20 protein-coding genes are annotated in these 23168 nt (G+C 64.6%); 14 read left to right on the forward strand and 6 right to left on the reverse strand.

The window, feature by feature from the left end:
* Positions 1-29 precede the first annotated feature (29 nt).
* From BKY59_RS08420 to BKY59_RS08460, 9 genes are all read left to right on the forward strand, one after another.
* Entirely contained in the window at positions 30-1007 is a 978-nt protein-coding gene (locus BKY59_RS08420; protein WP_076070576.1) for a LysR family transcriptional regulator, read from the forward strand.
* A 245-nt stretch (positions 1008-1252) separates the two neighbouring features.
* Positions 1253-3514 carry a TonB-dependent siderophore receptor gene (locus BKY59_RS08425; RefSeq protein ID WP_165374811.1) on the forward strand — a complete coding sequence of 754 codons (2262 nt, stop codon included), beginning with the start codon at positions 1253-1255 and terminating at the stop codon, positions 3512-3514.
* A 118-nt stretch (positions 3515-3632) separates the two neighbouring features.
* Positions 3633-5291: an ABC transporter ATP-binding protein/permease gene (locus BKY59_RS08430; RefSeq protein WP_420822087.1), complete on the forward strand. Its 1659-nt coding sequence runs from the start codon at positions 3633-3635 to the stop codon at positions 5289-5291.
* Positions 5291-7069 (forward strand): ABC transporter ATP-binding protein/permease, encoded by a 1779-nt coding sequence (locus BKY59_RS08435; protein ID WP_076070582.1) that lies wholly within the window; start codon positions 5291-5293, stop codon positions 7067-7069. The genes BKY59_RS08430 and BKY59_RS08435 overlap by 1 nt, the downstream gene beginning before the upstream one ends.
* On the forward strand, positions 7066-8424 hold the full coding sequence (locus BKY59_RS08440; RefSeq protein ID WP_083671984.1) for a TldD/PmbA family protein: 1359 nt from the start codon (positions 7066-7068) through the stop codon (positions 8422-8424). The genes BKY59_RS08435 and BKY59_RS08440 overlap by 4 nt, the downstream gene beginning before the upstream one ends.
* Positions 8421-9881, forward strand: coding sequence for a metalloprotease TldD (gene tldD / locus BKY59_RS08445; protein WP_076070586.1), 1461 nt, complete (start codon positions 8421-8423; stop codon positions 9879-9881). Before BKY59_RS08440 ends, tldD begins: the two co-directional genes overlap by 4 nt.
* Positions 9882-9913: 32 nt before the next feature.
* Positions 9914-10237: a thioredoxin gene (gene trxA, locus BKY59_RS08450; RefSeq protein WP_076070636.1), complete on the forward strand. Its 324-nt coding sequence runs from the start codon at positions 9914-9916 to the stop codon at positions 10235-10237.
* On the forward strand, positions 10234-11127 hold the full coding sequence (locus BKY59_RS08455) for a hypothetical protein (RefSeq protein ID WP_076070590.1): 894 nt from the start codon (positions 10234-10236) through the stop codon (positions 11125-11127). The genes trxA and BKY59_RS08455 overlap by 4 nt, the downstream gene beginning before the upstream one ends.
* Positions 11128-11321: 194 nt before the next feature.
* Positions 11322-11846 (forward strand): GrpB family protein, encoded by a 525-nt coding sequence (locus BKY59_RS08460; protein ID WP_076070592.1) that lies wholly within the window; start codon positions 11322-11324, stop codon positions 11844-11846.
* Between the two features lie 48 nt (positions 11847-11894).
* Here the strand turns inward: BKY59_RS08460 and BKY59_RS08465 are convergent, their stop codons facing one another.
* From BKY59_RS08465 to BKY59_RS08475, 3 genes are all read right to left on the reverse strand, one after another.
* The gene (locus tag BKY59_RS08465; RefSeq protein ID WP_076070594.1) at positions 11895-12251 is read right to left on the reverse strand and encodes a hypothetical protein; all 357 of its coding nucleotides are present in this window, start codon (positions 12249-12251) and stop codon (positions 11895-11897) included.
* 382 nt (positions 12252-12633) lie between these two features.
* Positions 12634-13560 (reverse strand): carbon-nitrogen hydrolase family protein, encoded by a 927-nt coding sequence (locus tag BKY59_RS08470; protein ID WP_076070596.1) that lies wholly within the window; start codon positions 13558-13560, stop codon positions 12634-12636.
* 290 nt (positions 13561-13850) lie between these two features.
* Positions 13851-15422, reverse strand: a complete 1572-nt coding sequence (locus tag BKY59_RS08475; RefSeq protein ID WP_076070598.1) for a phospholipase D-like domain-containing protein — start codon at positions 15420-15422, stop codon at positions 13851-13853.
* Between the two features lie 96 nt (positions 15423-15518).
* Between BKY59_RS08475 and BKY59_RS08480 the strand changes: the two genes are divergently transcribed.
* From BKY59_RS08480 to BKY59_RS08495, 5 genes are all read left to right on the forward strand, one after another.
* The gene (locus BKY59_RS08480) at positions 15519-16607 is read left to right on the forward strand and encodes a YihY/virulence factor BrkB family protein (RefSeq protein WP_083671986.1); all 1089 of its coding nucleotides are present in this window, start codon (positions 15519-15521) and stop codon (positions 16605-16607) included.
* 168 nt (positions 16608-16775) lie between these two features.
* Positions 16776-16910 carry a hypothetical protein gene (locus tag BKY59_RS18225; protein WP_276205493.1) on the forward strand — a complete coding sequence of 45 codons (135 nt, stop codon included), beginning with the start codon at positions 16776-16778 and terminating at the stop codon, positions 16908-16910.
* Positions 16911-16985: 75 nt separating this feature from the next.
* Entirely contained in the window at positions 16986-18197 is a 1212-nt protein-coding gene (locus BKY59_RS08485) for a trypsin-like peptidase domain-containing protein (RefSeq protein WP_165374813.1), read from the forward strand.
* A gap of 80 nt (positions 18198-18277) precedes the next feature.
* Positions 18278-18955: a response regulator transcription factor gene (locus BKY59_RS08490; RefSeq protein ID WP_076070602.1), complete on the forward strand. Its 678-nt coding sequence runs from the start codon at positions 18278-18280 to the stop codon at positions 18953-18955.
* Between the two features lies 1 nt (position 18956).
* Positions 18957-20321: a sensor histidine kinase gene (locus BKY59_RS08495; RefSeq protein WP_076070604.1), complete on the forward strand. Its 1365-nt coding sequence runs from the start codon at positions 18957-18959 to the stop codon at positions 20319-20321.
* Between the two features lie 734 nt (positions 20322-21055).
* Here the strand turns inward: BKY59_RS08495 and BKY59_RS08500 are convergent.
* From BKY59_RS08500 to cydB, 3 genes are all read right to left on the reverse strand, one after another.
* Positions 21056-21766 carry a Crp/Fnr family transcriptional regulator gene (locus BKY59_RS08500; protein ID WP_076070606.1) on the reverse strand — a complete coding sequence of 237 codons (711 nt, stop codon included), beginning with the start codon at positions 21764-21766 and terminating at the stop codon, positions 21056-21058.
* 105 nt (positions 21767-21871) lie between these two features.
* Positions 21872-21994 carry a cytochrome bd-I oxidase subunit CydX gene (gene cydX, locus BKY59_RS08505; protein WP_076070608.1) on the reverse strand — a complete coding sequence of 41 codons (123 nt, stop codon included), beginning with the start codon at positions 21992-21994 and terminating at the stop codon, positions 21872-21874.
* A 24-nt stretch (positions 21995-22018) separates the two neighbouring features.
* Positions 22019-23158 carry a cytochrome d ubiquinol oxidase subunit II gene (gene cydB, locus BKY59_RS08510; RefSeq protein WP_076070610.1) on the reverse strand — a complete coding sequence of 380 codons (1140 nt, stop codon included), beginning with the start codon at positions 23156-23158 and terminating at the stop codon, positions 22019-22021.
* Positions 23159-23168: the final 10 nt, after the last annotated feature.

The raw sequence follows: 23168 nt of genomic DNA on the forward strand, positions 1-23168 counted from the left end.
CGCCAACGACGCAGAATGATCAGGAAGAGATGATGACCAGCTCCTACGATCCCGGCGTGTTCCGACGCATCAATCTGAACATGCTCTACAGCCTGCACGCCATTCTCAATTCGGACAGCCTGAGCCGGGCGGCCGAGATGGTGTCGCTGACACAGCCGGCGATCAGCCAGGCCCTGAAAAAGCTGCGTGAGATTTTCGACGACGATCTTTTCTATGTCGAAGCGGGGGACCGGCGACTCACGCCGATGGCGTTGGCATTGAAGCCCAAGGTCGAACGCGTTCTGCTGGAGGCAAGGGAAACGTTCGCAACCAAGCTGGGATTTGAACCGGCCACATCAACCCGCACATTCACCATCGCCGCACCGGCATCGATCCTGACGATGTTCCTGGGACCACAAGTCGCGCGATTGCGACGGATTGCACCCGGTATCCGGCTCGCGTTTGTGAAGCTGGACAATATGCAACAGGGTCAGCCGATCGAAAGCGGTATCGATGTGCGCGTCAGTCCCGAGGTTGGCGGGGGGAAGAGCGAGGCAAACCGGCGGATACTGTACGCCGATCACGTGGTCTGCCTCGCATGGCAGGGAAATGAGAAATTTGATGACATCATTACACCCGAGCAACTGGCGACCGCTGATCTGGTCGGCGGGGAAGGCGGGCTGTTACCGCAGTCGTTGCTGGCCGGTTCGATCAGCGACCTGGTGCGCAAACGGGGTTTTGCGATCACCACGGATTCGCTGGCGTCTGTCCCCGCGATGCTGGAAGGGACGGATCTGCTGGCGCTGATGCCGTCATGGCTGGCACAATATTACGCGGCGTTTCATCCGCTTAAGCTCATCTCGCTTGCGAGCGAGCAGGCCAGGATGATCCAGATACTTGCACAATGGCATCCTCGCCATGCCGACGACCCGGCGATCATGTGGCTGCTGGACCAACTGGAGACCGGTGCGAGACGGCTCACCGGTGGGATGACCCTGCTCCAACCATCCGATAGCAATATAAGTTAACTTATGCCCAAATTAAGATAATGTAATTGCGGATTATGAAAGAACTAAGACACCTTTGCCTTGGCGGTACGACCGGTGGCAGCGCGGGAACGCGTTAATGAACTCCGGATGACCACCCTGACTCATCGAAGAGGGGGTACGCAATGCAGAGGCAAGCAACGAAGAACGCGAGAACGACCAACAGCGCTGGATGGGTGCTCGGCATCCATCTCCTTTCGGCTGGCGCCGTATCTGCAGGAGCGTTGTTGATCCCTGCCGCCGCCTTCGCCCAATCCCGTGCATCGATCAGCGTTGCCGCCATGCCCCTGAAAGACGCGCTCGAAGAGATCGGCCGGCAGTCCGGCAAGCCCGTCGACTACGACCCCAGCGCGGTTCCCGGCTTGCAGTCGGTTCCGGTCCGTGCCGCCGCGAATGCCGAGGCGGCAGTTCGGCAGGCAATTTCCGGCACTAGTCTGACCGTCACTCGCCAGTCGGATGGGGCGCTTGTGGTCGGCAACGATATCGTCGTCACCGCCCGCCGGGACGAGGCGGAAACCAGCATATTGGTCCGTCAGAACTCGACATCGAACCGCAACGGCACGACGCTGCGCGATCAGCCGCGAAATACGCAGGTCGTCTCCAGCGCGCTGATCGACGAACAGCAGGCGACGTCGGTCCGCGACGCGCTGCGCTACGCCGGTGGTATCTCGGCCGGCATCGACGGTTCGCAGGGGCAGGGAACGTTCCAGGTGCGCGGCTTTGCCGTCGCTCCGCTGACCAACGGCCTTCCGGGGGCGGGTTCGAGAGGTAATCTGGGTGGCGCTGGCGGCAATATCGACACAATCGAGCGGATCGAGGTTCTGAAAGGTCCTGATGCGCTGCTCTCGGGATCCGGCAATCTTGGCGGTGTCATCAACGTCGTAACCAAGAAACCATCTGCGGACTTCTTCACCGAAGTCAGCAGTGAACTCGGAATCAATTTCGGGGATGTGCGGGTCACAGGTGATATCAATGGAGCCGTGACCGCCGATGACCGTGTCAGCGCCCGATTGATCGGCTCGTTCCGTGACGGGGACGTCAATTATGGTGGTTACAGGGCAGCGAACAACTACACGGTTGCGCCTTCGCTTCGGTACAAGGACGCCTCGACCGACATCATTCTGTCCGCGACGCTGACCGACGAGTTCATCGCGACCAGCCCCTACGTTCTGTATTCAGCCGACACCGGCGTGCCTTTCGACTTCCGGCGCGATCAGCCGATCCTGACGCGGGACCAAGGCTTCAACATCCAAACGCAGCAATATCTGGTCGACGCCTCGCACAAGGTCACCCAGAATATAACGGCCGTAGCGCGCTACCAGCATGTGTATTCGAAGACCAGGTCTGATGGCCCGACCCTGCTCGGCGCATTCTCGGACGGAAGCGCCTTCGTATCGACCGACAACGACCAGCAGTCCGGACCGACGGATGCGTTCGATGGGTATGTCCGCGCCCGGTTCCGGGTCGGTCCGGTGCGCAACACACTGAATGTCGGCTTCACCTACGTGAACTCGACTGCAAACACCCGTTCCGCTTCGGGCTTCTACGGGCGATTCAACCTCTTGACCGGCGACCCGGCGACCATCCCGGCCCGGCCGACCGATCTGACGCCGACGTCAAAGAACAGTTTCACGCAAAAGGGCTATTATGCCCAGAACCTGATGGAAGTCGGACCGGTCCACGTCGTGGCGGGAATCCGCCGGACGGACTTCAAGGCAACGAACATCGCCTATCCATATGCGCCGTTCGGTGTCACCGAAGAGACGCGTTTCAACAGCAGCGACAGTGCAACGACGCCAAGCGCCGGCATCGTCATCGATGTCATGCGCAACCTGTCGGTCTTTGCCAACTATCTGGAGGGCTTTGAACCCACATACTCGGTCACTGCCGACGGCACGCGCCTGCCCAACGTCCGATCGAAGAACAAGGAAGGAGGCATCAAGCTCGACCTGTTCGGGAAGGCCGGCGTCCTGAACCTGTCCTATTTCCAGAACAATCAAAGCAATATCATCCGGTTCGATCCGGTCACCTTCGATCCGTTCGCAGCCCCCGGGCAACGGGCAGAAGGCATCGACGTCAACCTGTCTGGACAGATCCTGCGCGGGTGGACCGTGATCGCGTCCTATACGCGCACGAAGTACCGCAATCTCGCCGACGAATTTGCGGATTTCAACGTTATCGGCAACCCGCGTGACACCTACAGCGCCTACACGAACTACTCGTTCAAGCTTGGTCGCGAGGCCACCGCGGCACTGGGCGCCGGCATCACCGGACGTTCGAGCGCCTTTGCCAGCAGCTTCGGTGATTTTGTGTCACCCCCCGCGCGGCAGGTGGATGTGAACGCTGCGATCCAGGTGCACGGCATTAATGTCCGGCTGGGCGTCCGCAACCTGCTCAATCGCAGGAATTTCGACGTCAGCTTCTCCGAAAGCCGCCTGCCCATTTCGGAACCGCGGAACGTGCGCCTGACCGCCGGCTACCGGTTCTAACCGCCCGCCAATGTCTTCCTCCCGCCCCGCCGTTCCGCGACACATCGCCATGCCACGCAGTTCATACCAGGAACTGGGGGATGCGGTGGCCTATGCTGGCCGGATCGCGTGGCGGTATATGACGTCGCGGGACTGGTTGTTCGCATGGACCGCGCTGCTGGTGCTGATCGTGATCCAGTTCGGCACGGTCTATGTCATCACCTGGGGCGTGCGCTGGCAGCAGCAGTTCTACGACTCGCTCGAACAGCGGCAGGCGGCGCTGTTCGCGCGACTGACGCTGATCTTCCTGGGGATCACGCTCGGCCAGATCGGTCTGATCGTCGCCAACAACCTGTTCCAGCAGATGCTGGGGCTGCGCTGGCGGGTGTTCCTGACCGAACGCTATCTGGGCCGCTGGATGACGCGCGACCGCTATTACGATATCGACCGCCGCCAACTGATCGACAATCCCGACCAGCGGATTTCCGAGGATATCGGCATCGTCACCCGCAACGTGCCCAGCCTGGTGATGACCGTCCTGTCGCAGATCACTACCGCGATCACCTTTGCGTTCATGCTGATGGAAACCGCGCGGACCGTGCGGTTCTCGGTGATGGGCGTCGGCCTGTTCCTGCCCGCCGACCTGCTGGTCTATGCGATTGCCTATGCGGTCATCGGCATGGCTGCCGTCATCGTCATCGGCCAGCCCTATGTCGCACGGCAGCGCCGGCAACAGGCGGTCGAGGGGGACTATCGCGCCGGGCTGGTCAATGTTCGCCGGAACGCGGAACAGATCAGCTTTGCCGGTGGCCATCCGATCGAACATCGCTCGCTGGGGCGCAGTTTTGCCGAAGTGCAGGCCAATTTCCGTCGACTGATCCTGGCGACATTGGGGTTGCAGACGGGCACGAGCATCTACACTAATGTAGGCACGATCATCCCGCTGTTCGTGCTGGTGCCGCGCTTCTTCGCCGGACAGATCTCGCTTGGCCAGATCGTGTCGGGGCGCAGCGCGTTCGCGACCTTCGCCGGTTCACTGGCGTTCCTGGTCAACAATTATTCGCTGATCGGGATGCAGGTCGCCAGTCTGTTGCGGTTGCGCGCGCTCGACGATGCGCTGGATGCGGAACATCCGCGTGGCATCGCCTTTGCGCCGGGTTGCAGCCGCGAGGGGAACATGGCGGTGGATATCGACGCCCTGCGGATCGACCGGCCCGATGGCCGCGCGGTCCTGCACGTCGCGCATTGGCGCGTCAGCATGGGTGAACGCTGGGTCATTCGCGGATCGTCGGGGGCGGGCAAGAGCACGCTGCTGCGCGCGATCGCCGGGTTGTGGCCCGATGGTGCCGGCCGGGTGACGATGTGCGACGATTGCCGGGTCATGTTCGTGCCGCAGCGGCTGTACCTGCCAATGGGATCGCTGAAGGACGCGGTGTGCTTCCCCGATCGGGACCAGGCGCATGGCGACGACGCGATCATCGTGCTGCTCGATCAGGTCGGGCTTGGCCAGCACCGCGACCATCTGCACGAAAAGCGATTGTGGCAGGAGGAGCTGTCGCCCGGCGAACAGCAGCGCGTGGCGCTGGCGCGGATCCTGCTGCACCGGCCCGACGTGCTGGTGCTGGACGAAGCGACCAGTGCGCTCGATTTCGCCAATGCGCGCGGCTTCTACGAACGGTTGCTCGAAGCGTTGCCGGAGGTGACGTTGGTCAGCGTCGTCCATGACGACCGGCTGCAACGCTTTCACACCCACCGGCTGTCGATCGACGGCGGCGTGGCCACGGGCGGGGCCTGCTGATGACCGTGCACAGTCTCACCCCCGCCGCGCAGGTGCCGCATGCGCCGCAAAATGCCGCGACTCCGCGCTGGGGGCGGACGCGTCATGCGTTCTCGCTGTTCAGCCGCTACTGGACGTCGCGCGACTGGAAATTCGCGTGGTTCGCGCTGATCATGTTGCTCACGATCACGCTGAGCCAGGTGTATTTCGCGGTCTGGATGATCGACTGGGAACGTCGGTTCTTCGACAGCGTCGAGCGGCGGCAGGCGGCGCTGTTCCTGCCGCTGGTCGGCACGTTCGCCGCGATCTTCCTGTCGCGCACGCTGGCCGAACTGGCGAACCAGTATCTGGGGATGGCGGTCGGCCTGCGCTGGCGGGTGTGCCTGACCGAACGCTATGTCGACCGCTGGTTCGCCCGCGATCGGTTCTACGCGATCGAACGGCTGAACCTGATCGACAATCCCGACCAGCGGATTGCCGACGACGTGCAGCGTTTTACCGCCGGGGTGCTGAACCTCGTCATCGGCGGCATCTATGCGGTGGTTTCGGCGATCAGTTTCGGCGCGGTGTTGCTGGCGACGTCGGAGGCGGTGCGCTTCTCCCTGTTCGGACGATCGATCGCGCTGCCCGGCGACATGATCTGGTATGCGGTACTGTATGCAATCGGCGGGTCGATCGCGATCATCTACATCGGTCGCCCGTTCGTGCGGCGGCAGATGCGGCAGCAGCATTATGAGGCCGATTTCCGCACCGCGATGCTGCATGTCCGCCGCAATGCCTCGCAGATCAGCTTCGCGCGCGCGCCGGCCACCGAAGCGCGATCGCTGCGCGACCGGTTCGATGCGGTACGCCACAATTTCGTCCGGGTCGTGTGGTCGGAACTGGCGCTGATCGGCGCCAGCAACGGCTATCAGCAATTCGGCAGTTTCTTTCCGCTGCTGCTGACCGTGCCGCGCTATTTCGCCGGCAGGATCACGTTCGGCGAGGTGATGGCGGCCAACTCGACATTCCTGCAGCTGTCGGGTTCGCTGTCGTGGTTCATCTCGTCCTACAGCCCGATCGGCGAACAGGTGGCGAACGTCAGCCGGTTGAAGGCGCTGGACGATGCGCTGGACGGGCAATCGACGCGCGGCATCGACTTTGGGGTCGGTACAGACGACGGCGCGGTCGCACTGCGGACCAGCGGACTGCGGATCGATCGGCCCGCCGGCGGCACGCTGCTCGATGTCGGCGACTGGCGGGTCGCGAAGGGCGAACGCTGGGTGATCCAGGGGCCGTCGGGCATGGGCAAGAGCACGTTGCTGCGCGCGATCGCCGGACTGTGGCCGGAGGGGGCGGGCGGCATCACGATGGGTCGGCACCGGCTGCTGATGTTCGTGCCGCAGCGCCTGTATCTGCCGCATGCGTCGTTGAAGGACGCGATCTGCTTTCCCGACGATGGCGGCGCGCACGACGATGCCACGGTCCTGGCAATCCTGCGCGAGGTTCGGTTGCACGATCACGCCGGTGACCTACATGCCGTGCGGCAGTGGCAGGAGCAGTTGTCACCGGGCGAGCAGCAGCGGATCGCGATGGCGCGCATCCTGCTGCATCGGCCCGACATGCTTGTCGTCGACGAGGCTACCAGCGCCCTGGACGAGGATAACGCCCATCATTTCCACCAGGCGATTCTGGCGCAACTGCCGGAGCTGACGCTGATCAGCGTCATCCATGACGATCGACTGGTTCCGTATCACACGCATCGCCTGGACCTTGCCGACGGCAAGGCGACGGCCGGGCGACTGGAGAATGACGAATGACACAAGGTGCCCTTTTGCTCCGCACCGAGGAGGAACTGCGCGAAGTCGCGCAACAGGCCGTGGATCATGCCGGAACCATCGCCGGCGCGCGCGCGCGCGCAAGCGTGTTCGCCAGCGGCGGCATCAACGCCCTGGTTCGTGACGGACAGGTCGACAAGGCCCAACGCGACGGGAGCCAGATGCTCAGCGTTACCGTGTTCCTGGACGGGCGGAGTGGCTCGTCGTCGACCGCGGCACTGGATCCGGCATCCATTCGGCTGGCGGTCGAAGAGGCCGCGACGATCGCCCGGAACGTTCAGCCCGATCCCAACGTCGATCTGGCCGACCCGTCCTGGCTGGCGTTCGACGGACCGAGCCCGAAGGTCTTCGCGCCCTATCACGGCGGGGTGGATCAACTGGTGGAGAGCGCGCTCGCCGTAGAAAAGGCCGCGATTGCGGCGCTGCCGACGGGCAAGGATATTGCCGTCACCGAAGCGGGCGCCGCGTCCAGCGAACATGGTTGGGCGCTGGCGATCTCGGGCGGTTTCTGCCGCAGCGTGATGTCGTCGAACCATTCGCGTTGGTGCGCAGCGATCGCGCGGGACGATAACGGCCAGTCCATCGAATTCGCCGACAGCAGCGACAAGCGTTTCGACTCGCTCGACTCCGTCGAAACTGTGGCCGAGCGGGCAATCCGGCGCGCGGAGGCGCGGCTGGGGGCCCGGTCCGCACCCGCGATGCGCGGTCCGGTCCTGTTCGAGGCCCGCATCGCGCAGGTCGTGGTGGCGGACGTCCTGAATGCCCTCGATGGCTTGTCGCAGCATCGCGGGGCAAGTTTCCTGCCCGATGCCGTCGGTCGGCAGGTGGCCGCGGACCATGTCACCCTGATGGAGGATCCGTTCGAGGACTATGGTCCGGCGAGCGCGCCCTTCGATGGTGAAGGCGTGGCGGGATCGCGACGCGCGCTGATCGAAGACGGCATCGCACGCGGCTATCTGCACGGCAGTCTGTCGGCGCGGCGCATGGCGACGCAATCGTCGGGGAACTCGCAAGGTGCCTACAACCTTGAGCTTTCCAGCTCCAAGCCCGGCGGCATGTTGACCGACATGCATCGGATGCTCGGTCGGGGACTGGTCGTGACCGCGGTCAAGGGCGGCGGCACCGATCCGGTGACCGGCAATTTCACACGTGCGGTATCGGGTTACTGGGTCGAGGACGGCGCGGTCGCCTATCCCGTCGACGATCTGACGATCGCCGGCAGCATGCCCGACATGCTGCACAATATCATCGCCATCGGAGCGGACGTCGAACGTCAGGGCGGGCTGCGCTCCGGGTCGATCCTGATCGATGGCATGCAGGTTGGAGGACAATCATGAACGGTGGCACGCAGGCATTGGATCTGGCACGCGCCAGGCTCTGGGATCGATCGGAGCTGGACGAAGCCACGGTCGTACGAGCGATCGGCACGCTCGCATCGCGCGGTGCCGACCTGGCCGATCTGTATTTCGAATCGGTGCGCAGTCGTCAGTGGAACCTGGAGAATGGCCAGGTCAGCAACGGATCGTTCACGATCGACCAGGGGGTCGGCGCCCGGACATCGCGCGAAGGACGCGTGGCGTTCGCCTACTCCGCCGATTTCCGGCCCGAGGCCCTTCTGGACGTCGCTGCGGCCGCACAGTCGCTGCGCCGCGACGGCGTTGACTCGGCCGAGGCAGGCGGGCTGCGGCTGGCCAGCCGGTCGTCCTCGCACGATCTATACGCGATGATCGATCCGGTGGAGCAGGCGCAGGCCGAGATCTGCATCGCCCTGCTGCAAAAGGTCGATGCGATGGCGCGTGCTGCGGATCCCCGGATCGTCGACGTCCGTGCCAACATCGGTGCCGCCGACAAGGTGATGCTGGTGGTCGATCAGGACGCCCAGATGGCCGCCGACGTCCGCCCGGTCCTGCGGCTTTTTGTTCAGGTCATCGCCGAAGCCAAGGGGCGACGCGCACAGGGAATGGACGGTATCGGCGGTCGATACGGGATCGAGCGTTTCGACGATGCCGCCGTCGGTGCCATGGTTGCCAATGCCGTGCGGCAGGCAACGGTCAATCTGGACGCGCGGCCGGCACCATCCGGTGTCATGTCGGTGGTGCTCGGCCCCGGTTACCCGGGCGTGCTGTTCCACGAAGCGATCGGCCACGGGCTGGAGGGCGATCACCATCGCCTGAAGTTGTCGGCGTTCACCGGCATGCTCGGCAAGCAGATCGCATCGAAGGGCGTGACCGTCATCGACGACGGCGGGATGTCCGAACGACTGGGATCGGTCGCGATGGACGATGAGGGAACGCCCGCCGATCGCACCGTCCTGATCGAGGACGGTATCCTGGTGGGCATGATGCAGGACCGGCTGAACGCAGGCATGATGAACTGGAAGCGGACCGGCAATGGTCGGCGCCAGTCCTATGCGCATCTTCCAATGCCCCGCATGACCAACACCTATCTCGGGGCAGGCGAGGAGGATCCGGCCGACATCATCGCATCGGTGGGCCGGGGTATCTACGCTCCGGCCTTCGGTGGCGGGCAGGTCGACATCGTATCGGGCCGGTTCAACTTCAGCACGACCGAAGCGTGGTTGATCGAGGACGGCAAGCTGACCGCCCCGGTCGAAGGCGCGACGCTGATCGGCATCGGGCACGAGGCGCTCAAGCATATCAGCCGTATCGGCAACGATCTGGCGCTCGATGCGGGCCAGGCCAGCTGTGGCAAGCAGGGCCAGAATCTGAGCGTCAGCGTCGGCCAGCCGACCCTTCGTATCGATGAAATGATGGTTGGCGGTCGCGGCGAGTAACGCCCCCGTTGCCCACGAACAGGAGAATGACGATGGCGAACATTACCGACGTGAAGACCGCGGATTTCGATACGCTGGTGCTGGGTCACAAAGGCCCGGTGCTGGTCGATTTCTGGGCGGAATGGTGCGGACCGTGCAAGGCCCTGTCCCCGACGCTGAAGGACATCGCTGCGGACTTCGGTGACGAGGTGCTGATCGCGAAGGTCGACATCGTGGCCGAACCCGAGCTCGCCGACCGGTTCGGCGTATCCTCGATCCCGGCGCTAAAGTTCTTCCGCGACGGTGCGGAAGTGTCGAGCATGATCGGCGTCCAGCCCCGCAGCAAGCTGACTGCGGCATTGGAGGCGTTGCTGTGATCACGGCGTTTCACGGAGATCCCGCCGTCAAGCAGACCCTCGGCGACCGCGTGGCGCGACACATCGCCGATGGCACGCTGGTGATCGGCAATACATATTGGGACGGCGTCAGTGGAAGCCCGTTAGGGGTTTCGGTCGAGGGGACCGACGTCGAGGCCTATGTCGCGACATTCGGCTATCCGCTGCCGCTGGCTGGCATGCTCGATCCACTGACTGCGATGATGGGTATGGGTAATGCCGCCAATGCGTTCGTGCGCGATTGGGTCGATGTGGTCGCCCCGGGCGCGGATCTCTCCCCGGTTTCCGCAAAACTGATGCGGCACATGGTGGAGACGGCACAGACCGATACGCGCGGCGAAATGCTCAAACAGAAGGTCGTTGCGCTACATAGTCGTGACTCTGCCGAGGCGCCGGTCGGTCGCGCGGAATGGTCCGCCGTCAGGAACGAGATCTCGGTCGCGCGCGATACCGCATCCGATGATTCGTTGCTCACCGGGACGTTGGCTTTGCTCGACGCTGCCTGCTGGCCGGCGGGCCGTGGTTACACCCCGCTGTCGGCAACATTGTCGGCCTGCATCGATCTCGTAACGCAGATACCGGATCCCGAATGGACCGAAGCCGACAATAAGCGGAGCGACACATTCTTCATGGCGATGGAGCAGGAGCTGCAGCCGCGTATGGCAGCGGGCGAAGACCTGGACTTCACGGCAATCTGCAAAGAACGTGAGCCAGAGATATACGCCCGTTACGAAGCGTTCAGTGCGCGATATCTTGGCAGGATCCGAAATCGTGCGAGTGATATCGCAACACGGTGCCTGACCGAAATGCGCAGCGCCTCAGCTGCGTCGAGGACGCTCGAATTCAGCGATGGACTTTCCCAGCGGGCCTAGTTGCCTCGCTTCCACGTCGAACCGGAGTGGGTTAGCTCGGGGAAACCCATCGACAGTCGAAACCGACTGGTTGAGAATGGGAAGGCGCCGGACACCGAACACGGTACCGAGTTCGTTGGTTGGCGTTGACCGGGACGGTCAACGCCCGCATCTAAAAACTGGAAATTAGATGCCTTCGTTCATGAAAGTCTGAGATGCCTCCTCCGTTCTCGGTAAAGCTTCTACCGCATGATTTAAGCTGGGCGTCGCGGGCGGCGCAAGAAATACAGCGGCTGAAAGATCATGTTTCTTCGATCTGCATGGTTCACCACGTGGGATCCACAGCAATTCCTGGTATCGCTGCCAAGCCCATACTCGACCTCATGCCCGTTGTCGTCTCCTTGACTGCGCTGGATGCAGAACGGGCGATTTTCGAAACTCTCGGTTATAGTTGGCACGGTGCGTACGGCTTGGCCGGGCGGCGATACTGCACCATGGATGACACTCTTACGGGCCAGCGGATCATTCAGCTTCACTGCTTTCCAGATGGCGATTCTTCTGTTTTGCGCCATGTGGCGTTCCGCGACTACTTGCGCGCCAACGCGGATATCGCCCGGGAATATGAACGCGAGAAGTACCGATGCGCCAGTCTTTATGCTGGGGACAGCCACGCATATGGTGATTGCAAGGATGCCTGGATCAGGCGGATCGAGGCGCTGGCACTACGGTTCGAGCAATAGGCGAGAGTCCTGGAAACTGGGAGGGGATGGCATGAAGGCCGTGCTCGGTCATCTGCAGAGCTGCCCGGCAACGGCGTCGAGCCGACGATCATAGGTCGTTCGCTCGGCGGCGCTCAGAAAGCCCTGTTTGGCGGCCGTCCGATCGCTGGCTTTCCTGATCTGGTCAACGCGGGACCACAAGTGCCGCAACGTCTTTGCAGGGATCGGCCGGGCCTTGCTGGCGGTGCTGATATCCGCCTGAAGGACATTGGCGCGCGTCGCAATATGGTCGCGCAGACGGTTTCTTCCGCTTTCCTGGACTTCACGCTGTTGCCGGACGTTGCAGCTGGGATAATCACTTTGCCATGATCGCGCGTCGGCCGCAGTCGAAACGATCACGAAGGCGATTGAAAGCAGATATTTCATTCCGAACCCCGACGTTGATTGTTACTTGGTCGCACGACCGATAGTTGATGCTTGCTCACGATGAGTATCCCACGGCGCGTTACGGACCATGGCAAAGGTGCCGCAGGTCATGCCCTGGCGTATGACGAGCACCATGACCGCTCCTTCTGTCACCGACATTCCCGCGATGCGCAGCAGTCTGGGCTATAAACAGAACGGGTGAATGGCACCTGACGGTTACGGCCGTTCCCAGTCGGCAGGTCATAGTCCCGATGGCCTATGACTGCCCAGTTCGCGCTACCGTGGTGGCGACGGTCGGGCGAGTGACCGGTGAACCACTGCCTCAGCCGTTGTCGCAGGCCGGCGACGCAAAGCCGGTTCCACACTGCCGATCTTCAAAGGCTCAAGCGCCGTTGAATACCGTACCGCTGCGTGGCCGTTCATCGACATGGAGACTGAAGATGTCCGGCCGGGAGTAATGACCGACCACGTCGAGGTCGTAGCGGGCTCGGATCAGTTCGGCCGTATCGATTTCAGCGGTCAGCAGGTCCGTCCCGCCCACCATCGGCCCGGCCAGCACGTCGCCCAGCGGGCCGACGATCATGCTGCCGCCGCCGATCAGCGGTCGATCATCGTCCCAATGATCGACCGTTACACCCAGTTCGGCGGGGGTAGGCTGCACCTGGCAGCAGCTGATGACGAAACAGCGTCCCTCATGCGCGATATGCCGCATGGAGCTGCGCCACACATCGCGTTCATCCACCGTCGGCGCGCACCAGATCTCCACGCCCTTGGCGTACATCGCGGTGCGGAACAGCGGCATGTGGTTTTCCCAGCAGATCGCCGCGCCCAGCTTGCCGGCCGCGCTATCCACCACCGGCATCGTCGAGCCGTCGCCCTGCGACCAGATCAGGCGCTCGGTGCCGGTCGGCATCAGCTTGCGGTGCTTGGCGACGATACCGCGTTCCGGTTCGATGAAGACCGCGGTGCAGAACAAGGACGATCCGGCCCGCTCGATCACGCCGAGCACCAGCGTCGCACCGGTGCGGCTGCTCAGCCCGGCGAGTTCGGCCAGCTCCGGCCCATCCATATCGACCGCATTGTCATAATAGCGGGCAAAGGTTTCACGCCCCTCCGGCATCCGGAAACCCAGCCGGGTGCCGAAATGCTCCCCCTTGGGATAGCCGCCGAGTAACGCCTCCGGCATGACGACAAGGCAGGCACCCGACGCGGCAATGCGATCCTCGAACGCGATGATATTGTCGACGGTGGCTTGCTTGCCAGCGTAATCAGATCCGATTTGGAGGGCGGCGACAGTCATCTTGCTCATGACCGCCTCGTTAAGGACTTTTACCGTTCACGGAAAGCCGGCCGGTCATTCTTCTCATTCCCGATCATTATGCAAAGTGCTGGCAGATCGGGATATAGAGGTTCGCCGGCAGATGCAGATTTCTGCCATCATGGTCGCGCCGATTTCGTCGTCATGGTCGGGTCGTGATGACCGGGCCTCGCTCCGTCGGGTGGCGACATGATCGACGGGGCGTCATCCCAGGCCGGGAGCAGCCGATCGACCCGGCTCGTCGTGCGCGTCGCCACCTTAGAACAGTGCATCGTCCGTTGTCAGCGGCTGCCCGGACGTTGGCGCCCGAGAAAAAACATGCCGGCGGCGAGGCCGACGCCGATCCCCATCGCGGCGACCGATACCCGCGTCTTCGACAGGCGCCCGTCCGACCGGTGCAGATGGGGGCGCAGGTTCTCAAGCAGCGCCCGGCGGGCCGACAGCGCCTCGAACATCTCGCCCGGGCCTTCGGGATCGAGAATCTTGTTATCGGCAAGCCATGTGCGCACGCCGTCGAGGTCGGGCTCTTCGTAGGGGCGAAGCGAGCGGCCGTCGTTGCGCAACCGTTCGATCGTCGCGATGATCGACCCGGTTTCGGCGATCATCGCCGCCACCACCTCCGGCGTGCTGCCAAGATGTTCGGCAAGCAGCCCGTTCCGAAGGCCCGCTATCGTCGCGCGTTCGTCCGCATTGCCGTCTTGCGCCGCGTCGATGACAACGTCGCATTCGGTGTCGAGCCGAAGTGAGCGATTGTTGAAGTTCGACGAACCGACGCGCAGCACCTCGTCATCGATCACCGTGACCTTGGCATGGACATAGATCGGTTTCCCACCGCAGGTGAACGGATGGTAAAGCCGAAGGCGGCCATGCGGGTCCTTCTCACGCAGCGCCTCGACCAGTCTTGCGCGTGCCGAGTCCATCGCGATCGGCTCCAGCCACCCCTCCGCGGTGGTCGGATGGACGATCACGAACTCCGGACCGTCGGGTTCGGCCAGTCGCTTGCCGATCGCCTCGGCCACGCGGCGCGATGCGAAATACTGGCTCTCGGCGTAGAACAGGCGCTTCGTCCGCGCGATCAGATCGACATAGAGCGCCTCGATCTCGTGACGCGAGGCCTGTTTCGCCATCTCCGGGACGGTCAGCGAAATGCCGACTTGAACGTCGGTAAAATCCGGGGAGACATGTTCCGGCCAGCAGTCGGTAGCGTTCTGTACGGGCTGCATCGCTGCGCCACCCGACGCCGCCCACCGAAGCCGGCACATATCGCCAAGCGCCTTGGCGACCGGTCCTTGCAACATGGTCGTCGCATCGTGCCAGGGGCCGTAAGCCGCGCCATCTGGCTCCAGCCTGCGCGGTTCGTCGTCCGCATGGTCGCGCGTATCCCAGCGGTCGACCGTCATGTCGATCCCGCCGCAGAAAGCCACGTCGTCGTCGATCACGACGACCTTCTGGTGATGGGAGCCTGCGGGCGGATGATGTGCGTCGAGACGAAGATGGATCTGCGGATCCCTGATCCACCGCACCAGCCGGATCAGCGTCTGGGCATGAAACAGCGTCTTGATCGCGCCGGTATCCCATCGGAGGATGTGGACCTGCAGGCCCGGTGTGCGCCGGACGAGCCAGCTGACGAAGCTGCCGACCCGTTCGGGGCCGCCATCGTCCGCGTCACCGCCGAAGCGGATCCGGGCGTCGAAATCCCAGCCGACCAGAACGATCTGTGTTCTGGCCTTCATCATCGCTGCACGGGCCGCTTTAAAATAATCGTCGGCGTCGATGATGACCGACGCTTGGGACGCGTGTTCGATCCGCCAGCAATTATAGCCTGGTTTCAGCAAGGGTTCGCGGTCGGTCATGCCGGTTTCATCGCAGGCCCGAGGCCATCCGCCAAGCCGGCTGCCAATTTTTCCTCGAATCCCGCCTATTCTCGCACCGGTCCGGAACCGAAGGGCATGGGCGAATGTCCTGCCGGGGTGAAACCGCGCAGCAGCCTTCCGACAAGGATATTCCCGCTGCGCGCGTTGAGCGGCTATGTTCGGCGGCTACATGCCATCTGGGTCGGTGTCCGTGACACGCCGTCGCGGGGGCAGGACTCGCGGTGGCCGTGGGAGATACCGTTCGCCGGTTGGCTGGACGTCCTGGTCCGAACCCGCCGCAAGACATTCGAGGAGCATCTGACGCTGCTGGCATCCGGGATCGCCTATCAGGCTTTTCTGACGCTGGTTCCCGCCGTGGTCGCGATCGCGCTGATCTACGGCATGATCGCCGAACCGGCGCGGGTCGCGCGAGATATGGCCGCGTTGATCGACATCGTGCCGGGCGGGGGGCAGGCGCTGTTGACGGAACGGCTGATCAGCGGGATGGGGTCGCGGCGGCGCGACCTGATCGGTATCGCCTCGACCGTGCTGCTGACGCTCTATACCGCTGCGCTGTTCGCGCGGTCGGTCATGGCGGCGATGAACATCGTCTATCACCAGTCACGCCGGCCGAGGTTCCTGAAGCGTTGGGCGGTTGCCGCGGCGATTGCGATCTCCGGGGGGCTGTTCATGCTGATGGCACTGTGCGGCATCGCGCTGCTCGGTTATGTCCAGACGCTGCTGCCGAACGGTACGCCGCTGCTCTGGAGTGCCGTGCGGATCGGTTTCTGGACGGCGATGGCGGCCGCCGCCGGGGCCGGTTTCATGCTTATCTACCGCTATGCGCCGGCGCGCGCCGACGCGCGCTGGGCCTGGTGCGTGCCTGGTGCGCTGGCGGCCACGCTGTTGTGGCTGGCCGCGACATACGGCTTCGGCGTCTATGTCGCCAATTTCGCGCGGTACGATGCCACCTACGGATCGCTGGCGGCGGTCGTCGTGCTGCAGGTGTGGATGTTCCTCTCGGCGGTCTCGCTGCTGCTCGGCGCCCGGCTCAATGTCGAACTCGAACTGCAGACGATGCTCGACACGACGACCGGCACACCCATGCCGATCGGCCAGCGTGGTGCGACCGCCGCGGACAGGGTGGAGGCCGGAACCCTATCGTCGCAGCAGAACGACACGTGACGTCGCCGATCGGTACGCTGTCCGTGGCGGGCATCGTCATCCTCGCAGTGGCTGCGGTGACGGGCGGACCGAGATGGCGCTCGCTGCGGTCTGGTTCGATCTGCCGGTCCGGGCGCTCGACAGCTGCATCCTGACCCCGTTCTGTTTGCTGCGCAGATTCTGCTGGCCATGGTCTTCGACCTGAGGGCTCTGGCCTTCGCGCTGGCGGCGGTGACGATCACGGAGGTGCTGCGCGAACCGGCGGTAGCTGCCCGACCAGGCGGGATCGGCGGAGATGGCGCCGCGATGATTGCGCGGATGTAATGTCCGCCACAGGCGGCGCTCATGATTCCGGCCCAGGAAGGGGGTAACCCCAACCCGAAAGCAAGGACCAGCAGCATGGCCGCCAAGCGTCGCCTGACCATACGCCCGATGATCGCCGCCGTGGCCCTCGGCGGCACCGCGATCGCCGGGATCGCCGGCGGGGCGATCGCCGCCGACCAGGGGCATGCCGGGGCCGTGGAACGGTTCGTGGCATCCGGCCCTGCCGCCGTCGCATCGACGGGCGTGCACGCATCGCTGTCCGACATGGTCGAGGCTGTCGGCCCGAGCGTCGTACAGATCCAGGTAAAGCCGGCGGCGGAGCAGCAGCCGGGCATGCCGATGCAGTTCGGTTCGGGCGCCGACGAACTGTCGGAGCGGCTGGGGCAGCTGTTCGGTTTCGCCGTGCCGGACGGGGGCGGCCGGCCGGAGCGGCCGGAACAGCCGCAGGGCGGGCGCGGTGCGCTCGGTTCCGGCTTCATCGTCGACGCATCGGGGCTGGTCATCACCAACAACCATGTGGTGGAAGGGGCCGACCGGGTGACCGTCCAGATGTTCGACGGGCGGGAATTTGCCGGGCGGGTGCTGGGGCGCGATCCCAAGATCGACGTCGCGGTCGTGCAGATCGAGGGGCGGGGCAGGTTCACGCCGATCAAGTGGGGCGACAGCGATCATATCCGCGTGGGCGACAGCGTGTTCGCGGTCGGCAGCCCGTTCGGGCTCGGCAATACGGTGACGTCGGGGATCGTGTCCGCCCGCGGGCGCGAGATCGGCGCAGGGCCCTATGACGATTTCCTGCAGGTCGATGCCGCGATCAACAGCGGTAACTCGGGCGGCCCGCTGTTCGATGGCGCGGGCCGGGTGGTCGGCGTCAATACCGCGATCTTCTCGCCCAGCGGCGGCAATGTCGGGATCGGCTTTGCGATCCCGGCCAAGATGGCCCGGCAGGTGGCGCAACAGATCGCCCAGACCGGACATGTGTCGCGCGGCCGGATCGGCGTGGCGTTGCAGGACGTGACGCCGGACATTGCCCGCGCGATGGGGCTGGACGCCACCAAGGGCGCGCTGATCGCGCAGGTCGAGGACAACGGCACGGCGGCGCGGTCCGGCATGCGGCGCGGTGACATCGTGCGGCGCTTCGGAGCCCGGCCGATCGACAATGGCCGCGACCTAGCGCGTGCGGTGGCTGACGCGCGGATCGGGTCCAGCGTGCCGACGCAGGTGATCCGCGACGGCCGGCAGGTGTCGATCGACCTGCGGATCGCGGGCGAAGCATCCGCGCGGTCGTGAGCCGCCACGCCCGACAGGACGGAACCGCGGGGGTGGCGTACGCGTCCGCCCCCTGGAGCCCGGAGAGGAACGCACCCGTCGTGAAGCTGCTGATGATCGAGGACGATGCGCAGACCGCGGATTATGTGCGCCGCGGGCTGGCGGAGCTTGGCCATGCGACCGATCACGCCGCCACGGGGGTCGACGGGCTGACCGCGGCGATCGTCGGCCGGTACGATGCGATCATCCTGGACCGCAACCTGCCAGGGCTGGACGGACTGTCGGTGCTGAAGTCGCTGCGCGCGCAGGGCGACCGGACGCCGGTGCTGCTACTGTCTGCGCTCGGGCAGGTGGACGACCGGATCGCGGGCCTGCGCGCGGGCGGCGACGATTATCTGCCCAAGCCCTTCGCGTTCGGGGAACTGATGGCGCGGATCGAGGCGATCGCGCGCCGCCACGGCGACGCCGACACGGGCGACGGCGTACGCCGGACGGGATCGCTGACGCTCGACCTGCTCGCCCGCACGGCCACGCGCAACGGCCGGCGGATCGAGCTGCTGAACAAGGAATATCAACTGCTCGACTATCTGACCCGGCACGCGGGGCAGGTGGTGACGCGGACGATGCTGATCGAGGCGATCTGGGACTACAGCTTCGACCCCGGGACCAACATCGTCGACGTGCATGTCAGCCGGCTGCGCGCCAAGATCGACGGTGCGGGCGAGCCGCCGATGATCCGCACGGTGCGGGGTGCCGGATATCGGCTGGACGCGGTCTGAGATGCAACGCCTGCGACCGACGGCCGCGCTGCGCGGCGCGTTGTGGATCACGCTGATCGCGCTGATCGCGACCGGCACTGCGTTGACGGTGCAGTATGTGCAGACGGTGCGGTTGCTCGATGCGCGGGTGCAGGCGAGCGTCGATGACGAGGCGGCGGCGCTGATCGAACGTTATCAGGGGGCGGGGCCGCTGGCGGTGGTGCAGGCGGTGTCGCGCGCGGTAGAACGCCCGCGCGTCACCGATTTCATCTACCTGATGACCGATGTTGCGGGACAGCCAGTCGCCGGCAATCTTGCCAGCTGGCCGGACGAGATCGACCGGACCGGTTACCGCACGTTCGACACGCAAATTTCCACAACACGCGGCACCATGGCAGAGCGGCAGGTCGCGGCGCGTACGGTCCTGCTCGGCGGCGACTACCGGTTGCTGGTCGGCAGCCTGTCCGACGACCGCCGCCTGCTGCACGACCGCTACGTGTCGGCATTGATCTGGTCGTTGCTGGCGACCGGCGTGATCGGACTGCTGTTCGGTTTCTGGTACAGCCGTCGCGGTCTCGCCTTCCTCGATGCGGCGAGTGCGGCGGGTGACCGTTTCCGCGCCGGGCACCTTGACGAGCGGCTGCCGGTGACGCGGCGCGGCGACGAGTATGATCGGCTGGCCGGAACGCTGAATCACGGCTTTGCCGAAATCGAGCGGCTGGTCGATACGCTGCGTACCGCCACCGATGCCCTGGCGCACGACCTGAAGACGCCGTTGACGCGGATCCGGTCGCGGATCGACCTGGCAGCGTTGCAGGGCGAGGCGAACGGCGTGGCGGGCGATATCCGCGCCGATCTCGATGCGTTGCTGCGCACGATCGACGACACGCTACGGCTGGCGCGGGCCGAGACGACGATGGCGAGCGAGTTCGCACCGGTCGATCTGGCAGAGATCGTGCGCGAGGCTGGCGAACTGTTCGAACCCGTGGCCGAGGATCGCGGGGTGACGCTGACGGTCAACGTCGTGCCGGCGCGCCTGGACGGGGTACGATCGCTGCTCGGGCAACTGGTCGCGAACCTGATCGACAATGCGGTGAAGTACAGCCCGGCGGGTGGCGCGGTGACGGTGTCGCTGACGGAAGCGGACGACGGGATCAGGCTCAGCGTCGCCGATACCGGGCCGGGCATTCCCGCCGACCAGCGTGAGCGGGTGCTGGCGCGGTTCGTGCGGCTCGACACCAGCCGACAGGCGGAGGGCAGCGGCCTGGGGCTCAGTATCGTGCAGGTGGCGGCGCGCGTCCACGGTGCGGTGCTATCGCTGGACGATAACCGCCCGGGACTGCGCGTGACCGTTCGGTTCAACGGCGACAACACCCGGCGATCATAGTTTTGGTGAGAAGGACAGGGGTGATGCGGATGCCTTTGGCCGCGTCAGCGCGGATATGCCCTGACCGGCCACGCCGCTTGAATTGCCTGATGTGTAAATTAAACACGAAATCAAGCGTGAACGCAGCCAGCGGTGTAGCGATTATGACTCGAAACATGAACTTATCCGGATCAGATGAATTTACGCGATCAATAATGAGCGGAGTAGATCATACCCATTCGACCGTTACATCGGAATGTTCCGATACGAGCGCCCGAATGCTGTTCACAATTGATGCGCACGCGGAATAATATGTTAACATCGACAGATCGGGGCGTCCATTTGCCACGAATGCGGAATATCGCCGCGAACTCCGGGCTGAGCCGGCTGAGGTCCTTGAAGCCGCGGTGTCACGCCGCCCGAGCCCGAGTAGCAAGACGATACCGGCTAGAACCGCCGGACGCAGGTCCACCGGCTCGGCGCCCGGGTTTGCCGAGCCGTCGGCCAGGGGGTTTTTAAGCGCACATACCATGCCGTCGCGGAGGAAGGCGTCACGTTCCGGCATATTGCTGAAGCGGTTGGTCGTCAGCTCGGCGTGCCGATGCAGTCCGTCTCGTGCGCGGGGCGTCTTCGACGGACGCCGACGGGCGATGGACCTGGTCGAACTGACGGTCCTTACGCTGGGCGAGCGGCGGCTGACCGGGCAGGGCGGGGGTTTATTCTCGCCAGCCTCCGGCGCGACGTCCCCGCCTGGACTAGGCGGCCACCGCCCGCGCCTCGAGCGCGCCGGGGTCGGCGATCGTGATCGTACGACCGCCGGGGAGCCGGATGATTTCCGCATCCTTCAGGTTCGTCATCTGGCGGCTGACGGTTTCGATCGTCAGGCCGAGGATGTCGGCGATCTGGCCGCGCGAAAGCGGCAGGTCGAACGTGACCGGCCCGCCCATGGTACCCCTGCACCCGGTCGATGCGGTGCGCGATGCCATGTCCATCAGGAAGCCGGCGATCCTTTCGGCCGCCGACGTCCGGGCGAGCGTCAGCATCCGCGCGCGCGCCACGTTGAGCGCGGCGAGCGTCCGCTGCAGAAGCAGGCGCTCCATCCGTGCGTGATCGGTCAGCACGCGTTCGAACGCGGCGCGCGGGAAGACGCACAGTTCCGCGTCGGTCAGCGCGGTGATCGTGAAGTCGGCGCGGCCGGCATAGGGCTGCCCGACGAAATCGGCCGCGTAGAGCAGGCCGACAATCTGTTCGCGGCCGTCCTGGGTCGAGGCGACCAGCTTGAGCACGCCGGACAGCAGGTTGGCGCAGATGATGCTCGTGTCGCCCGCCCAGATTACGGTTTCGCCGCGGCTCACGCTCTGTTTGCGGCCGATCGTGTTCAGCGCGGCCAGTTCGTCGTCCGTCAGGCTGCCGCACAGCGCTTCGTCGCGGACCGCGCAATCGGCACAGATCGTCGTCGTGAGCATGCCGCCGATATAGCCGCATCGCGGCGCAAATCGCGCATCAATTCGCGTTGTCGCCGACACGGCCCCATAGGCCGCCCGGACCGGCAGCGTTCCGGGCGGTTGCCGTCACCGGTTTGCCGGCGCCTCCGCGTCGTCCTCGATCGGCAGATGGAATTCGTGCCAGATGCCGTTGAGGATGCCGAAGCCAACCGCGAGGCCGAGGCCCAGGACCCAAGTGAAATACCACATGCTACATGCTCCAGATCGGGCGGTTCAGTAGAAATCGGGGTTGGTGGCGACCGCGTGCGTTGTCACGCGTCCCCACATCACCCGGTAGGCCCAGGCGGTGTAGGCGATGATGATCGGCAGGAAGACCGCCGTCACGAACAGCATGATGCCGAGCGTCTTGGGAGTCGACGAGGCGTTCCACACCGTCAGGCTGGAATGCATGTCGATGCTGGACGGCAGGATATACGGGAACATCGATAGCCCGACGGTCGCGATGATGCCGATCGCGGAAGCCGACGACCCTGTGAACGCCGCGGCTTCCCACCGGCGGTGGATGCCGACCAGGGCGAGCAGCGCGCCGCCGAACCCCAGCACCGGCGCGACCCGCATCCAGGGATGGATCGCGTAATTGTTCAGCCACGCGCCAGCGGCGATTTCGCTGGTAGTGCGCAACGGGTTGGACGGCCCGAACGGATCGACATCGCCCACAATGCGGAAGCCGATGTCGGTGAAGGCGACGAAGATCCAGCCGGCGGCGAACAGCGCGACCGACAGCAGACCGGCGACGGTGCCGAACCGCTTGGCGCGATCATGCACCACGCCGCGTTCGATCTTGATCGCCAGCCACGCGCTGCCATGCAGCACCAGCATGGCCACCGACAGCAGGCCGCACAGCAGCGTGAACGGCGTGAACAGGCCGAGGAAGCTGCCGTCGAAGAAAGCGCGCAAATCGCTGTCGAGCCGGAACGGGGCACCGGTCAGCACGTTGCCGACCGCCACGCCGAACACCAGAGCGGGCACGAACCCGTCGACGAACAACGCCCAGTCCCACCGCGACCGCCATGCCGCGTCGGGCCGCTTTGACCGGTATTTGAACCCGACCGGCCGCAGGATCAGCGAGGCCAGAACAACGAACATGGCGAGGTAGAAGCCCGAGAAGCTGACCGCATAGACGAACGGCCAGGCCGCGAAGATCGCGCCGCCGCCCAGGATGAACCAGACCTGGTTGCCTTCCCATGTCGGCCCGACGGAGTTGATGACCAGGCGGCGTTCGGCGTCGGTCTTCGCCACGAAGGGCAGCAGGGCCGCGACGCCGAGATCGTAGCCGTCGGTCAGCGCGAAGGCGATGAGGAGAACGCCCATCAGCGCCCACCAGAGAATGCGAAGCGTTTCATAGTCGAACATCGTCTTGTCT

Origin of the sequence: Sphingomonas montana (genome assembly GCF_001956315.1) — a bacterium.
GTDB classification, from domain to species: Bacteria; Pseudomonadota; Alphaproteobacteria; order Sphingomonadales; family Sphingomonadaceae; genus Sphingomonas_R; species Sphingomonas_R montana.

Bases quoted from the DNA above. Each gene is read 5' to 3' on its own strand.
- BKY59_RS08420 (WP_076070576.1), top strand. From the start codon at position 30: ATGATGACCAGCTCCTACGATCCCGGCGTGTTCCGACGCATCAATCTG.
- BKY59_RS08430 (WP_420822087.1), top strand. From the start codon at position 3,633: ATGACGTCGCGGGACTGGTTGTTCGCATGGACCGCGCTGCTGGTGCTG.
- BKY59_RS08435 (WP_076070582.1), top strand. From the start codon at position 5,291: ATGACCGTGCACAGTCTCACCCCCGCCGCGCAGGTGCCGCATGCGCCG.
- BKY59_RS08440 (WP_083671984.1), top strand. From the start codon at position 7,066: ATGACACAAGGTGCCCTTTTGCTCCGCACCGAGGAGGAACTGCGCGAA.
- tldD (WP_076070586.1), top strand. From the start codon at position 8,421: ATGAACGGTGGCACGCAGGCATTGGATCTGGCACGCGCCAGGCTCTGG.
- trxA (WP_076070636.1), top strand. From the start codon at position 9,914: ATGGCGAACATTACCGACGTGAAGACCGCGGATTTCGATACGCTGGTG.
- BKY59_RS08460 (WP_076070592.1), top strand. From the start codon at position 11,322: ATGCCTCCTCCGTTCTCGGTAAAGCTTCTACCGCATGATTTAAGCTGG.
- BKY59_RS08465 (WP_076070594.1), bottom strand. From the start codon at position 12,251: ATGAAATATCTGCTTTCAATCGCCTTCGTGATCGTTTCGACTGCGGCC.
- BKY59_RS08470 (WP_076070596.1), bottom strand. From the start codon at position 13,560: ATGAGCAAGATGACTGTCGCCGCCCTCCAAATCGGATCTGATTACGCT.
- BKY59_RS08475 (WP_076070598.1), bottom strand. From the start codon at position 15,422: ATGACCGACCGCGAACCCTTGCTGAAACCAGGCTATAATTGCTGGCGG.
- BKY59_RS08480 (WP_083671986.1), top strand. From the start codon at position 15,519: ATGGGCGAATGTCCTGCCGGGGTGAAACCGCGCAGCAGCCTTCCGACA.
- BKY59_RS18225 (WP_276205493.1), top strand. From the start codon at position 16,776: ATGGTCTTCGACCTGAGGGCTCTGGCCTTCGCGCTGGCGGCGGTGACG.
- BKY59_RS08485 (WP_165374813.1), top strand. From the start codon at position 16,986: ATGGCCGCCAAGCGTCGCCTGACCATACGCCCGATGATCGCCGCCGTG.
- BKY59_RS08495 (WP_076070604.1), top strand. From the start codon at position 18,957: ATGCAACGCCTGCGACCGACGGCCGCGCTGCGCGGCGCGTTGTGGATC.
- BKY59_RS08500 (WP_076070606.1), bottom strand. From the start codon at position 21,766: ATGCTCACGACGACGATCTGTGCCGATTGCGCGGTCCGCGACGAAGCG.
- cydX (WP_076070608.1), bottom strand. From the start codon at position 21,994: ATGTGGTATTTCACTTGGGTCCTGGGCCTCGGCCTCGCGGTTGGCTTC.
- cydB (WP_076070610.1), bottom strand. From the start codon at position 23,158: ATGTTCGACTATGAAACGCTTCGCATTCTCTGGTGGGCGCTGATGGGC.